Here is a 14,254-nt window from a genome sequence, read left to right as displayed (position 1 = left end):
GAATGATATATAATGTGATTATGTTAAGCATTTCTTATATTGCTTTCTTCTAAAACTTAGGCGGAATTGCTATTTTTTTATTCGATTTTGTTCTGTTAACAGAGTTATGTTCGTCTTTTTTTAATGTTTCTTAATTCAGAAATTAATAAATATTATGCTGTGAAAGCGATTTTAGCCGACGATGAGACGATATTGCGCAGGATCTATCCGCCGGGTAAACCCCGAAAAGAGCATGATTGCGCGGTTTTTTCTCGCCATTGCTTACGGACCATGCTGGCATGATAAGTCAGACGTAATGGGCAGCGAGCACGTACTGTGGCAGAAGAAAGCGACGACGACAAAACAGAAGCCCCCACACCCCACCGACTTGAAAAAGCCCGGGAGGAAGGGCAGATCCCCCGATCCAAGGAGCTGACTTCACTGCTTATTTTGCTGGTGGGAGTGTGCATTATCTGGATTGGTGGAGAGTCGCTGGCCCGCAGACTGGCTGGCATGCTGTCGGCTGGACTACGGTTTGACCACAGTATGGTCAATGACCCCAATCTGATCCTCAGCCAAATCATCCTGCTGATTAAAGACGCGATGATTGCGCTGTTGCCGTTGATTACTGGCGTCGTTCTGGTGGCATTGATCTCACCCGTGATGCTTGGTGGCTTGATCTTCAGTGGTAAATCTCTGCAACCCAAGTTCTCTAAGTTGAATCCGCTGCCAGGCATTAAACGCATGTTTTCCGCGCAAACCGGTGCCGAACTACTCAAAGCGATACTGAAGTCCACGTTAGTGGGAAGCGTGGCCGGATTTTATCTCTGGCATAACTGGCCGGCGATGATGCGGCTGATGGCGGAATCACCGATTACGGCGATGGGCAATGCCCTGGATTTAGTCGGTATGTGCGCGCTGTTGGTGGTGCTGGGCGTCATTCCCATGGTCGGGTTCGACGTTTTTTTCCAGATTTATAGCCATCTGAAAAAGCTGCGCATGTCGCGTCAGGATATCCGTGACGAATTTAAGCAAAGCGAAGGTGACCCGCACGTTAAGGGCAAAATACGCCAAATGCAGCGCGCGGCGGCACAGCGTCGCATGATGGCGGATGTACCGAAAGCGGACGTCATTGTAACCAACCCCACGCACTACTCGGTGGCGTTGCAGTATGACGAGAACAAAATGAGCGCGCCGAAAGTTGTTGCCAAAGGCGCGGGGCTGGTGGCGTTACGCATTCGTGAGATTGGCGCCGAGCATCGTGTCCCCACGCTAGAAGCACCACCACTGGCGCGTGCGTTATATCGTCATGCAGAGATTGGTCAGCAAATACCGGGGCAATTATATGCCGCCGTTGCCGAAGTGCTGGCATGGGTATGGCAGTTAAAACGCTGGCGTCTGGCAGGCGGCAATCCGCCACCACAACCTGAAAACCTTCCGGTGCCTGACGCACTGGATTTCCTGAACGAGAAGAATACTGATGGCTAATCTGGTCGCGATGCTGCGCCTGCCCGGCAACCTCAAATCCACGCAATGGCAAATCCTTGCCGGGCCGATCCTCATTCTGCTGATCCTGTCGATGATGGTGCTGCCGCTGCCGGCTTTCATCCTCGATCTGCTGTTCACGTTTAATATTGCGCTGTCGATCATGGTGCTGTTGGTGGCGATGTTTACACAGCGCACGCTTGAGTTTGCTGCATTCCCGACGATTTTGCTGTTCACCACATTATTGCGCCTGGCCCTGAACGTCGCGTCGACGCGTATCATTTTGATGGAAGGACATACCGGTGCGGCCGCGGCGGGGAAGGTGGTTGAAGCCTTTGGCCACTTCCTGGTGGGCGGTAACTTTGCCATCGGGATCGTGGTTTTCGTTATTCTCGTCATCATTAACTTTATGGTTATTACCAAAGGCGCCGGTCGTATCGCTGAAGTTGGCGCACGCTTCGTGCTGGATGGTATGCCCGGCAAGCAGATGGCGATTGATGCCGACTTAAATGCCGGACTGATTGGCGAAGATGAAGCCAAAAAACGCCGTTCGGAAGTGACGCAGGAAGCGGACTTCTACGGTTCGATGGATGGTGCGAGTAAATTCGTACGCGGAGATGCCATCGCCGGTATTTTGATCATGGTGATCAACGTGGTTGGCGGCCTGTTGGTCGGGGTGCTACAGCATGGTATGAGCATGGGCAGCGCCGCGGAAAGTTATACCCTGCTGACTATCGGTGACGGCCTGGTCGCGCAGATCCCCGCGCTGGTTATCTCAACGGCGGCGGGTGTTATCGTGACCCGCGTGAGTACCGATCAGGATGTAGGCGAACAGATGGTGACCCAACTGTTCAGTAATCCAAGCGTTATGCTGCTTAGTGCAGCGGTGCTGGGTTTGCTGGGCCTGGTACCTGGTATGCCAAACCTGGTATTTTTGATGTTTACCGCCGCATTACTCGGCCTGGCCTGGTGGATGCGTGGTCGCGAACTCAAAGCGCCTGCTGAACCTCAGCCGGTAAAAATGCCGGAAAATAACTCTGTGGTGGAAGCCACCTGGAACGATGTGCAACTGGAGGATTCACTGGGAATGGAGGTGGGTTATCGCCTGATCCCAATGGTGGATTTTCAGCAGGATGGCGAGCTACTGGGGCGAATTCGCAGTATTCGTAAGAAATTTGCCCAGGATATGGGCTTCCTGCCGCCGGTGGTCCACATTCGCGACAATATGGATCTGCAACCCGCCCGCTATCGCATTCTGATGAAAGGGGTGGAAATCGGCAGCGGGGACGCCTATCCCGGACGTTGGCTGGCTATTAACCCGGGGACGGCGGCAGGTTCGTTGCCGGGAGAGAAAACGGTCGATCCGGCTTTCGGTCTGGACGCTATCTGGATTGAGAGCGCATTGAAGGAACAGGCGCAGATTCAGGGCTTTACGGTGGTTGAAGCCAGTACCGTTGTCGCTACGCATCTGAATCACCTGATTGGTCAGTTTGCCGCTGAGCTGTTCGGGCGTCAGGAAGCGCAACAGCTACTGGACCGCGTCTCACAGGAGATGCCAAAGCTAACCGAAGATCTGGTCCCTGGGGTTGTGACGCTGACCACACTGCACAAAGTGCTGCAGAACTTACTGGACGAAAAAGTACCGATTCGCGATATGCGCACCATTCTTGAAACGCTGGCTGAACATGCGCCGCTGCAAAACGATCCGCATGAGCTTACTGCGGTAGTCCGCGTTGCGCTGGGGCGCGCCATCACCCAGCAATGGTTCCCGGGTAATGAAGAGGTTCAGGTTATTGGTCTGGATACCCCGCTTGAACGTCTGCTGCTGCAAGCATTACAGGGCGGCGGCGGTCTGGAGCCTGGTCTGGCAGACCGGCTGCTGGCCCAAACTCAGGAAGCGCTCTCCCGCCAGGAAATGTTGGGTGCGCCGCCGGTATTGCTGGTTAATCACGCGTTACGCCCGTTACTGGCACGCTTTTTACGCCGCAGCATACCGCAACTGGTGGTGTTATCGAACATGGAGCTTTCCGATAACCGCCATATTCGTATGACGGCGACCATTGGAGGTAAATAATGCGTAACTTACTGTGGCTGTTGGTTTTTCCTTTGGTGGCGCAGGCGGCCGGAGAAGGGGCATGGCAGGCGAGCGGAATGGGCATCACCTTAAACCACCGTGGCCAGTCAGCCTCGTCCGCACCACTGGTTCCCAGTCAGCCCGTCTCGGGTTTGATGACCCTGGTGGCGTGGCGCTATGCGCTTAATGGACCAACCCCTGCGGGGTTACGTGTGCGTTTATGTTCTCAGTCCCGCTGTGTCGAGCTGGACGGACAAAGTGGCACCACCAACGGGTTTAATAATGTTCCCGCCATCGAACCGATGCATTTTGTCTGGGAAGTTCCCGGCGGCGGTCGTCTGATCCCCGCCTTACAAGTACAGAGCAATCAGGTAATAGTAAACTATCGTTAACGCCTTCCTTCATTAGGCCAGCAGCAGAAACTGCTGGCTGCTTCGCAATTTTAGCCCACCGCTTTGATTAAAAAGAAACGCTGTTTTATAAAATTGGTGACATACGTTGCCGGACTCTTTGTGCTATTGCCATTTCGCGAACATCCCTGGCAGAAACAGAAAGGTTTCACTTCCTGTTAGCTTTTACTGTGACCCTGTAAGGACGCCCAATATCAACGCGAGGATTGCGGGGCCTCCCAATAATGTGCAGGGGTAACGGCAATGAAGACACGTAAAATCGGACTGGTTAACTATTTTGCCTACGGTTCGGGGGATTTTTTGGGCGCAGGTACCACGGCATTAACCGCCGCCTGGCTGCTCTATTTTTACACTACGTTTTGTGGCCTGACGCCTATCGAGGCGACCTTCATTTTTGCCACCGCCAGGGTGCTGGATGCCGTGGTTAGCCCGTTAATGGGGTTTTTAACCGATAACTTTGGTTCCACCTGGCTCGGTAAACGCTTCGGGCGACGTAAGTTTTTTATTCTGTTGGGGATCCCCTGCGTCTTTAGCTACTCGCTGATGTGGGTGGGTGACATGGGTTTCTGGTACTACCTGCTGACCTATCTGATTTTTGACGTGGTCTACACCATGATTCTGGTGCCCTATGAAACGCTGGTGCCCGAAATGACCGATGACTTCAAACAGAAAACCAAGTTTTCCGGCGCGCGTATTTCGATGGCGCAAATGTCAGCTATTCTGGCCTCGTTCTTACCCGGCGTTCTGCTGACGCTGTTTGGCAAAGATAACCCGGTGTCTTTTTTCTACGCCAGCCTGGTGTTCTCTGTGCTGTGCGCGCTGATGCTGATTTTCGTCTGGTTCTTTACCTGGGAGCGCCCACGTGCTGAGTGGACTGAAGCCGCGCTGCGAGCCGAAGAAGAGAAGAAAAAGCTGACCTTTAGCCAAAGCATGACCCGTCTGTTTGTTGAACTGAGTTCAACACTGCGCATCCGAATCTTCCGCCAGCATTTAGGAATGTATCTCGGCGGCTATATAGCGCAGGACGTTTTTAACGCCGTCTTTACTTACTATGTGGTGTTTGTGCTGATGCAGGAAGCCTCGATGGCGTCAAACCTGCTGGGAACGATGGCTATCTTCCAGTTCATTGCCGTTATCGCCATGATCCCATTGTGTATCCGCTTTGGACCCGCGCCATCATACCGGATGGTGGTTGTCCTGTTTGGCGCGAGCTCTCTCTCTTATGCGCTGCTTTACTATGCCGGGTTAAGCGATGTTTATTCTCTGTTGCTGCTGGTCTCTGCCATTGCGGGTCTGGGACGCGGCGGTATCAATTATGTCCCCTGGAATACCTACACCTATATTGCTGACGTTGACGAAGTGATTACCGGCCAGCGCCGGGAAGGGATCTTCGCCGGCATTATGACGTTAACGCGTAAGGCGTCACAGGCGGGAGCGGTGATGCTGGTTGGGATTGTCATGCAGATGTCCGGTTTTGTCTCCGGTCACAGCGTACAACCCGCGGCGGTCAGCCATACCATTTTGTTAATTCTGAGCTGCGGTACGCTAATTGTTCTGGCGCTGGGTTTCCTGGTTTCCTTGCGCTTCAAACTGAACCTGCAAACCCACAGTACCCTACGTGAAGAGACCGCAAAAATGCGGGCATCGGGACGCCCCGTGCCGGAAGGGCTCTCCGCCAAAGGCCGCGCGACCGTAGAGATGCTGTCGGGCATGCCATATGAATCACTTTGGGGCAACAACAATATTGGTTACCTGAATCGTAATAAGCCAGCAGCACCGAAACTGGAAAAGGGTGCCGCATTGAATTCGACATTGACAGAGGTGAAGTAAATGATTGTTTACCCGGTTAAACACAGCCCGTTATTGCGACAACCTGACCATTTTATTGCCAGGGATGAATTAAAAACGTTGATCAAAAAGGTGACGCATAACCTGGTCAATATTCATGATGAGACAGGCGAATTCCTGCTGCGTCTGGACGACGGCCGCGTTATTGATACCAAAGGCTGGGCGGGATGGGAGTGGACGCACGGCGTCGGCCTGTACGGGATGTATCAGTATTATCAGCAAACCGGCGATGAAACGATGCGCGATATCATCGATAGCTGGTTTGCCGATCGCTTTGCTGAAGGTGCGACCACCAAAAACGTCAACACTATGGCGCCGTTTTTAACGCTGGCGTATCGCTATGAAGAGACGCGTAACCCCGCGTATCTGCCGTGGCTCGACAGCTGGGCTGAGTGGGCCATGCATGATATGCCGCGTACCGAATTCGGCGGTATGCAGCACATTACGCTGGCGGAAGAGAATCATCAGCAAATGTGGGATGACACGTTGATGATGACGGTTTTGCCACTGGCGAAAATCGGCAAGTTGCTCAACCGTCCAGAATATATCGAAGAGGCAACCTATCAGTTCCTGCTGCATGTGCAGAACCTGATGGATAAAGAAACGGGGCTGTGGTTCCACGGCTGGAGCTATGAAGGGCGGCATAATTTTGCCAACGCCCGCTGGGCGCGTGGTAACAGCTGGTTAACTATCGTAATCCCGGACTTCCTCGAACTGCTCGATTTACCAGAAAACAGTGCCGTTCGCCGCTATCTGGTGCAGGTCCTGCACGCGCAAATCGCGGCGCTGGCAAGGTGCCAGGATGAAAGTGGATTGTGGCACACGCTGCTGGACGATCAGCAGTCGTATCTGGAAGCGTCAGCTACCGCCGGATTTGCGTATGGGATCCTCAAAGCAGTACGTAAACGCTATGTCGGACAAGAGTATGCCGCGGTGGCCGAAAAAGCCATCAGAGGCATTGTGCAACATATCTCACCAGAAGGTGAATTGATGCACACCTCGTTTGGTACCGGAATGGGGCACAATCTCGATTTTTACCGCAATATCCCGCGGACCTCCATGCCATATGGACAGGCCATGGCGATACTGTGCCTTACCGAATACTTGCGTAAGTATTTTTGATCTCGTTGGCAGAGGGGGCTGCCGCTAACGGACCTGATTGTTGATTCACCTCTGTTTGCGCGGCATTATCCTGCGGCGCAAACAGATGATCCATGATTTGCCGCATGACCGGCGCGGCGGTAACACCGTCGCTGCCGCCGTTTTCGAGGATTAACGCCACGGCGACTTTCGGGTTCTTATAGGGCGCAAAAGCGGTATAAAACACATGGTCGCGCAAACGGACAGGAATCATTTTCGCATTGTAGGTCTGATTTTCTTTCAGGCTGAAGACCTGCGATGTGCCACTTTTCGCCGCAATGCCGTAAGGTGCGGTGTGAAAGAACTTATACCCGGTACCGTTTGGTTCATTTGCCATGCCGAACATCGCCTGACGCACCAGCCCCCAGTAGGGTGACGACGCAGAGGCGATTTGCGACGGCGGTTCAGGAGCCTGGTATGGCGTGAGGGTTTTGCCGCTTTCTTCATCGAGTAGCAGGTGAGGAGCGATGACTTTGCCGTTGTTAATCAGCGCTACCATAGCCTTTACCATCTGGATCGGCGTGGCAATCCAGTAGCCCTGGCCGATACCAACAGAAATGGTATCCCCTTGATACCATGCTTTTTTATGTACTTTCTGTTTCCATTCGCGACTCGGGAGCAGGCCGTTATACTCCTCATCAAGATCGATACCGGTCGGTTTACCGTAACCAAACTGGCTGAGCATGCTGTTAATCCGGTCGATCCCCATCATATACGCCACCTGATAAAAGAAGGTATCGGCGGATTCTTCAATCGCTTTGGTGACGTCCAGCATACCGTGACCGGTTTTTTTCCAGTCACGATAATGTCGCTCGGTGCCGGGTAGCGTCCAGGTGGGCGCGCCGAAGAAACTGGTCTGCGGGGTGATGACGCCGTTCAGTAACGCTGACATCGCCATGTAGGGTTTGACCGTGGAGGCAGGAGGGTATAACCCCTGCGTGACGCGGTTGATTAAAGGCAGGTCTTTATCCTGCAACAGCTTGTTATAGTCCTGATAGCTGATGCCTTTGACAAACGGATTGGGGTCATAGCTGGGATTGGAGACCATCGCCAGCACGGAACCGTCGTGCGGATCTTCCACCAGTACTGCCGCACGCTGGCCCGCCAACAGACTCTCAATGTATTGCTGTAAATGTAAGTCCAGTGTCAGATGGATATCTTTCCCGGCAACAGGCGGCACATCCTTGATCAAGCGGACGATGCGTCCGTGGTTATCGACTTCCACCTCCTGATAACCGGTTTTTCCATGCAGTTCGTTTTCGTAATAGTGCTCAATACCCTGCTTGCCGATGTTGTGATCGGCGGCGTAGTTTTCTGCCAGACCTTTTTTATCCAGTGCTTTCAGATCGTTGTCGTTGATTTTTGAAACATAGCCAAGTACATGCGCCAGTGCGGCCCCATAGGGGTACTGGCGGTCTTCATAGCTATTGATATTGACGCCACTGAAACGAAACTGGTTAACCGAGAAGCGAGCGATTTCTACATCGGTCAGCGCATTTTTTAGCACTACCGGGCGATAACGGCTGCTGGATTTTAGCTCATGGCGGAACTGGTCAATGTCATCCGGGGTGAGGTCAACGATCGGCGTTAGCTGCCTGATTAGGGTATCCATATCGCTGATTTTATAAGGCGTAACGGAAATGTCGTACCAGGTTACGTTGCGCACCAGCGGGATGCCGTTACGATCGTAAATCATGCCTCGCGTTGGAGCGACGGGCAGCATTTTGATGTCGTTTGCATTCGAGCGGGTGGTGTAATACTGGTGCTGACAGATTTGTAAATTGTAGAGATTGTAAATCAGGATGCCAAAACAGATAACCACAAGGCCAAAGGCCACTATCACACGCCGCTGGAAGAGTTTTTCTTCCGCCTCAAAATCTCTGAATGTCATTGACCCGTACCCGATTAATTCGCCGCCTAATGATACGGAGGCTCAAACGGGATGACAGGCAAAAAATGTTCCATATCTCTACGGAAATGTGTCATTCCTTGTGAGTTGTTACAGATAGCCTGTTACGGAAATAAAAAAGGCCTGAGTCCGCGTTACAGACTCAGGCCTCAATCATTGCGTACTTACATACGTTCTACGGTTTCGATACCCAGCGTATCCAGACCCAGCTTCAGGGTTTTCGCCGTCAGTTGCGCCAGCTTCAGACGGCTGTTACGAATCTCTTCGTTCTCCGCGCTGAGGATAGGGCAATGCTCGTAGAAGCCGGAGAACAGACCCGCTACGTCGTACAGGTAGGCACACATCACGTGCGGCGTACCTTCACGGGCCACGACGGTGAGCGTTTCTTCAAACTGCAGCAGACGCGCAGCCAACTGGGCCTCGCGATCTTCATTGATAATGACCTGCGCATTTGCCAGCGTGCTCTCGTCGATTTCCGCTTTACGGAACACGGACAGTACGCGGGTGTAGGCATACTGCATGTACGGCGCGGTGTTGCCTTCGAACGCCAGCATATTGTCCCAGTCGAAGATGTAGTCAGTGGTACGGTTTTTGGACAAATCCGCATATTTCACTGCGCCGATACCGACCGCATTCGCCAGCTTTTCCAGCTCATCGGTAGGCATATCCGGGTTCTTCTCAGCCACCAGACGACGCGCGCGTTCCAGCGCTTCATCCAGCAGATCGGCCAGTTTAACCGTACCGCCCGCACGGGTTTTGAACGGTTTACCGTCTTTGCCCAGCATCATACCGAACATGTGGTGTTCCAGCGGCACGGAATCCGGCACATAGCCAGCTTTACGGACGATGGTCCAGGCCTGCATCAAGTGCTGATGCTGACGGGAATCGATGTAATAGAGAACGCGGTCGGCATGCAGCGTTTCGTAACGATACTTGGCGCAGGCGATGTCGGTGGTGGTGTAGAGATAGCCGCCATCTTTCTTCTGAATGATAACGCCCATCGGTTCGCCTTCCTTGTTCTTATACTCATCAAGGAATACGACGGTAGCGCCTTCGCTCTCAACAGCCAGACCTTTCGCCTTCAGATCGGCCACGATACCTGGCAGCATCGGGTTGTACAGGCTTTCCCCCATTACGTCGTCACGGGTCAGCGTGACGTTCAGGCGGTCGTAAGTTAACTGATTCTGCGACATGGTAATGTCGACAAGTTTGCGCCACATCTCACGGAAATATTCGTCGCCGCCTTGCAGTTTAACAACATAGCTACGGGCGCGTTCTGCGAAGGCTTCATCTTCGTCGTAATGCTTTTTCGCGTCACGGTAGAAACCTTCCAGGTCAGCCAGCGCCATCTCTCCGGCGTTTTCTTGCTGCTGTTTTTCCAGCCATGCGATCAGCATACCGAACTGAGTACCCCAGTCGCCAACGTGGTTAGCACGAATAACATTGTGGCCGAGGAACTCCAGCGTACGCACCGCAGCGTCACCGATGATGGTGGAACGCAGGTGACCCACGTGCATCTCTTTCGCTACGTTAGGCGCGGAGTAGTCGACAACAACGGTTTGTTTAGCCGGTTGGGTTACGCCCAGACGATCGGAGGCAAGCGCCTGCTGAACATGCTGCGCCAGAAATGCCGGATCGAGAAAAATATTGATAAAGCCCGGGCCAGCAATTTCAACCTTGCTGGCAATCCCGTTGAGATCCAGATGAGTCAGCACCTGCTCAGCCAGTTGTCGCGGCGCCATACCCAGTTTTTTAGCGACAGCCATCATGCCGTTGGCCTGATAGTCACCGAACTGTATTTTTGCTGACTGACGAACCTGCGGTTCGCAATCTGCAGGCGCGCCTGCAGCAATCATGGCCTGACTGACTTTTTCTGAGAGAAGAGCCTGAATATTCACCGGAATACCTTACATTTATGAAGCGGGATAAAATTCACCGCGCCAGTTTAAGAATTTAGGGCGGGAGTATACTGCAAATGCCCGTTGCCGTCAGCATTGCGAGTACAGTGCGCTGTCGGAAATGAAAGCAACGCAATAACGTATAATTATGCATATCGCGTTTGAAAAAAACAGCGGTTGGATGGCGCAGTGCAACAGAGTAAATTAGCGGCTTTGAACATGGATATGAGCTTTTATTATGGCGAACTGGCAAACAGTTGCAGAACTGCATGATATTTCCGCAGATTTACCGCATTTCACGCAGGCGTTAACAGAACTTTCCACCCGTCTTGGTCTGGATGTCACACCGCTTGAAGCCGATCACATTTCTTTGCGTTGCCATCAAAATACTACCGCAGAGCGCTGGCGTCGTGGGTTTGAGCAGTGCGGTGAACTATTGTCAGAGAATATCATCAATGGCAGACCCATTTGCCTGTTCAAACTTCATGAGCCGGTTTGCGTACTGCACTGGACATTTTCCATCGTAGAGCTGCCGTGGCCGGGAGAAAAGCGTTATCCACATGAAGGTTGGGAGCATATTGAGATTGTCCTGCCGGGTGATGCACAAACGCTGAATGCGCGAGCGTTGGCGCTGCTTTCCGATCAAGGCTTGAGTCAGCCGGGCATTTTCGTGAAAACCAGCTCACCGAAAGGAGAGCGTGAGCGATTACCCAATCCTACGCTGGCGGTCAGCGATGGCAGTGTGACGATAAAGTTTCACCCGTGGTCGATTGAAACCATTGTGGCAAGTGAGCGACAGGAGTAAACATGGCCTTACTGGAAGTTTGCTGTTACAGCATGGAATGCGCGCTTACGGCGCAGCAAAACGGCGCGGATCGCATTGAGCTTTGCTCGGCGCCCAAAGAAGGGGGCTTAACGCCGTCACTGGGCGTATTGCGTTCGGTTCGTCAGCATGTTGCTATTCCCGTCAACCCGATTATCCGCCCGCGTGGAGGGGATTTTTGTTATACCGACGGTGAATTCGCGGCAATGCTGGATGATATTGCGATGGTCAGAGAACTGGGATTTCCAGGGCTGGTGACCGGTATTTTAGATGTGGATGGCAATGTCGATATGCCGCGCATGGAAAAAATAATGGCGGCTGCCGGTCCGCTGAATGTCACTTTTCATCGGGCGTTTGATATGTGCGCTAACCCACTCAATGCGCTACAAAAACTCTCTCAATTGGGCATCGCCAGGGTACTGACTTCCGGGCAAAAATCAGATGCAGTGCAAGGTTTAACAAAAATAATGGAACTTATTGCGCAGGCGGGTGCTCCAATCATTATGGCCGGAGCGGGGGTTCGCGCCTCGAATTTGTCCCTGTTCCTGGATGCTGGAGTGCAGGAAGTCCATAGTTCTGCCGGAGTATGGCTGGCTTCCCCAATGCGTTATCGCCATTCGGGGTTGTCGATGTCTTCGGATACGCAGGCGGATGAGTATTCTCGCTATGCGGTAGACGGAGCGGCGGTTGCTGAAATGAAAGCAATCATGGCACGCCATCAGGCCAGCTGATTTTTACCGTTGCATCATGTCGCCCAATATGATGCTTGCTCGTACCAGGCCCCTGCAATTTCAACAGGGGCCTTTTTTTCTCCTTCATATTTCAAGCCGCAGCAGCGTTGGCCGCCTCGCGCACCCCGGTCACGTAGTTATCTACGCTCCCGGAGATTTACTGCGTTGCCGCCTTGCTGCAACGTGAACTATTTTGGAGAAACGGTGCTATACGTAACGGTCATTCGGCAATCTATTACGGCTTACGCGCAATCAATACCGCGCGTAATGGGGCGGGGTAGCCTTCAACCGTTTTACTGTGGTCGTTCGGGTCGAGAAAATCGGCCAGCGATTCGGTTATCATCCACTCGGTGCGGCGCTGCTCTTCGATGGTGGTGACGCAGACATCGGCGATGCGTACATCAACAAATCCGCATTTTTCCAGCCAGTTTTTTAGCGCCAACGCAGAGGGGATAAAATAGACGTTACGCATCTGCGCGTAGCGGTCACCCGGCACCAGTACGGTATTTTCATCACCCTCGACTACCAACGTTTCCAGTACCAGTTCACCCTCTTTAACCAACTGATCTTTCAACTGCCACAGGTGTTCCAGCGGGGAACGTCGATGATACAGCACACCCATGGAAAATACGGTATCAAAGGCGTTGAGCGCCGGAAGCTGTTCAATACCCAGCGGCAGCAGATGCGCGCGCTGATCGTTGCCCAGCAGTTTACGCACCGCTTCAAACTGGCACAGGAACAATTGCGTAGGATCGATGCCCACCGCCAGGTGCGCCCCCGCGCCAATCATACGCCACATGTGATATCCGCTGCCGCAGCCGACATCGAGAATGGTACGGCCGGTAAGATCCGATAAATGCGGCAGGACGCGATCCCATTTCCAGTCTGAGCGCCATTCGGTATCAATATTGACGCCGTAGAGCGAGTATGGCCCTTTACGCCATGGCATCAGGTTCCGCATCAGGGTGTCGATGCGTTTGAGCTGACCGTCGCTAAGTGGTTGCTCGCTTTCTGCGGTGACGCTATGCAGTAAGTCCAGACGATACGGCGTTAACTCTGGCAAAAACTCCACCGCATTCGACCACTGCTTAAATAAGCCATGCTGATCGCGCTGCCAGGCAGCGATTTGCGCCGGGAGTGTTTCCAGCCAGTGGGAAAGGTGATTTTTGGCAATCAACTGATAAAAGTTACCAAAATCGATCATGCGCAAACCTCAGCTTTCAACGCCACCAGGGAACCAAAGTTGAAGCACTGGAACCACAATTCGCTGTGCTCAAAACCAGCCTGATGCAGGCGCGCTTTGTGTGTTTCTACGGAGTCGGTCAGCATCACGTTCTCCAGCATGCTGCGCTTCTGGCTGATTTCCAGTTCGCTATAGCCATTTGCGCGTTTGAAGTCATGGTGCATGTTGAACAGCAGCTCGCCAACTTGAGCGTCTTCGAAACTGAATTTCTCCGACAGCACCAGCGCACCGCCGGGATTCAGTCCCTGATAAATCTTATCCAACAATGCCTGGCGCTCAGGTGGCTCAAGGAACTGCAGGGTAAAATTCAGCACCACCATCGAGGCGTTTTCGATAGTAATGTCGCGAATATCGCCTTCGATGACGTCAACCGGGGTTGGTGCCTTATAAGCGTCAATATGACGACGGCAGCGCTCAACCATCGCCGGGGAATTATCAATGGCAATAATTTTGCAATTCTCGTGATGAATATTGCGACGCACCGAGAGCGTCGCCGCGCCCAAAGAGCAGCCGAGATCGTAGACCTGTGTGTTGGGTTGTACGAAACGTTCGGCCAGCATGCCAATCATCGAAATGATATTGGAGTAGCCGGGAACGGAACGCTGGATCATATCCGGGAAGACTTCAGCTACCCGTTCATCAAAGGTCCAGTCACCCAGACTGGCGATAGGCGCAGAAAAAAGCGTGTCGCGGTGAGACATAACGTAAAAATCC

General features: G+C 52.9%; 11 protein-coding genes. 7 read left to right on the top strand and 4 right to left on the bottom strand.

Annotated features, from left to right (window positions below):
* Window positions 1-315: 315 nt before the first annotated feature.
* The 5 genes from flhB to bglB all read left to right on the top strand — a co-directional run bounded on the left by flhB (window position 316) and on the right by bglB (window position 6,918).
* On the top strand, window positions 316-1,467 hold the full coding sequence (flhB, locus tag FOB24_RS15330; protein WP_038641457.1) for a flagellar biosynthesis protein FlhB: 1,152 nt from the start codon (window positions 316-318) through the stop codon (window positions 1,465-1,467).
* Window positions 1,460-3,538 carry a flagellar biosynthesis protein FlhA gene (flhA, locus tag FOB24_RS15325; protein WP_006684120.1) on the top strand — a complete coding sequence of 693 codons (2,079 nt, stop codon included), beginning with the start codon at window positions 1,460-1,462 and terminating at the stop codon, window positions 3,536-3,538. Before flhB ends, flhA begins: the two co-directional genes overlap by 8 nt.
* Window positions 3,538-3,930, top strand: coding sequence for a flagellar protein FlhE (gene flhE / locus FOB24_RS15320; protein WP_038641455.1), 393 nt, complete (start codon window positions 3,538-3,540; stop codon window positions 3,928-3,930). Before flhA ends, flhE begins: the two co-directional genes overlap by 1 nt.
* Window positions 3,931-4,191: 261 nt before the next feature.
* Complete coding sequence (locus FOB24_RS15315; protein WP_038641453.1) at window positions 4,192-5,778, top strand: MFS transporter; 1,587 nt, start codon at window positions 4,192-4,194, stop codon at window positions 5,776-5,778.
* Window positions 5,779-6,918, top strand: coding sequence for a beta-galactosidase BglB (bglB, locus tag FOB24_RS15310; protein WP_150345121.1), 1,140 nt, complete (start codon window positions 5,779-5,781; stop codon window positions 6,916-6,918). It abuts the gene before it with no gap.
* Here bglB and mrdA read toward each other — a convergent pair.
* Both mrdA and argS read right to left on the bottom strand, forming a co-directional pair.
* Window positions 6,890-8,827 carry a penicillin-binding protein 2 gene (gene mrdA / locus FOB24_RS15305; RefSeq protein WP_038641449.1) on the bottom strand — a complete coding sequence of 646 codons (1,938 nt, stop codon included), beginning with the start codon at window positions 8,825-8,827 and terminating at the stop codon, window positions 6,890-6,892. The two genes, bglB and mrdA, sit on opposite strands and share 29 nt — an antisense overlap.
* A 182-nt stretch (window positions 8,828-9,009) precedes the next feature.
* Window positions 9,010-10,743 (bottom strand): arginine--tRNA ligase, encoded by a 1,734-nt coding sequence (gene argS / locus FOB24_RS15300; protein WP_085048037.1) that lies wholly within the window; start codon window positions 10,741-10,743, stop codon window positions 9,010-9,012.
* A 238-nt stretch (window positions 10,744-10,981) separates the two neighbouring features.
* Between argS and FOB24_RS15295 the strand changes: the two genes are divergently transcribed.
* Window positions 10,982-11,548 carry a VOC family protein gene (locus FOB24_RS15295; protein ID WP_038641445.1) on the top strand — a complete coding sequence of 189 codons (567 nt, stop codon included), beginning with the start codon at window positions 10,982-10,984 and terminating at the stop codon, window positions 11,546-11,548.
* Window positions 11,549-11,550: 2 nt separating this feature from the next.
* Entirely contained in the window at window positions 11,551-12,297 is a 747-nt protein-coding gene (gene cutC, locus FOB24_RS15290; RefSeq protein ID WP_085048039.1) for a copper homeostasis protein CutC, read from the top strand.
* Window positions 12,298-12,532: 235 nt separating this feature from the next.
* Here cutC and cmoB read toward each other — a convergent pair whose 3' ends face one another.
* The gene (gene cmoB / locus FOB24_RS15285; protein WP_137350754.1) at window positions 12,533-13,501 is read right to left on the bottom strand and encodes a tRNA 5-methoxyuridine(34)/uridine 5-oxyacetic acid(34) synthase CmoB; all 969 of its coding nucleotides are present in this window, start codon (window positions 13,499-13,501) and stop codon (window positions 12,533-12,535) included.
* The gene (gene cmoA, locus FOB24_RS15280; protein ID WP_038641439.1) at window positions 13,498-14,241 is read right to left on the bottom strand and encodes a carboxy-S-adenosyl-L-methionine synthase CmoA; all 744 of its coding nucleotides are present in this window, start codon (window positions 14,239-14,241) and stop codon (window positions 13,498-13,500) included. The genes cmoB and cmoA overlap by 4 nt, the downstream gene beginning before the upstream one ends.
* Between the last annotated feature and the right edge of the window lie 13 nt (window positions 14,242-14,254).

The sequence above is a fragment of the Citrobacter werkmanii genome, assembly GCF_008693645.1.
In the GTDB taxonomy this organism is placed as follows: Bacteria; Pseudomonadota; Gammaproteobacteria; order Enterobacterales; family Enterobacteriaceae; genus Citrobacter; species Citrobacter werkmanii.
Note: the sequence above shows the minus strand (reverse complement) of the source record. Positions and strands in the feature narration are given on the sequence as shown.

What these genes read in the sequence shown, in the direction of transcription:
- flhA (WP_006684120.1), top strand. Translation starts at nt 1,460, where the DNA reads ATGGCTAATCTGGTCGCGATGCTGCGCCTGCCCGGCAACCTCAAATCC.
- flhE (WP_038641455.1), top strand. Translation starts at nt 3,538, where the DNA reads ATGCGTAACTTACTGTGGCTGTTGGTTTTTCCTTTGGTGGCGCAGGCG.
- FOB24_RS15315 (WP_038641453.1), top strand. Translation starts at nt 4,192, where the DNA reads ATGAAGACACGTAAAATCGGACTGGTTAACTATTTTGCCTACGGTTCG.
- bglB (WP_150345121.1), top strand. Translation starts at nt 5,779, where the DNA reads ATGATTGTTTACCCGGTTAAACACAGCCCGTTATTGCGACAACCTGAC.
- mrdA (WP_038641449.1), bottom strand. Translation starts at nt 8,827, where the DNA reads ATGACATTCAGAGATTTTGAGGCGGAAGAAAAACTCTTCCAGCGGCGT.
- FOB24_RS15295 (WP_038641445.1), top strand. Translation starts at nt 10,982, where the DNA reads ATGGCGAACTGGCAAACAGTTGCAGAACTGCATGATATTTCCGCAGAT.
- cutC (WP_085048039.1), top strand. Translation starts at nt 11,551, where the DNA reads ATGGCCTTACTGGAAGTTTGCTGTTACAGCATGGAATGCGCGCTTACG.
- cmoB (WP_137350754.1), bottom strand. Translation starts at nt 13,501, where the DNA reads ATGATCGATTTTGGTAACTTTTATCAGTTGATTGCCAAAAATCACCTT.
- cmoA (WP_038641439.1), bottom strand. Translation starts at nt 14,241, where the DNA reads ATGTCTCACCGCGACACGCTTTTTTCTGCGCCTATCGCCAGTCTGGGT.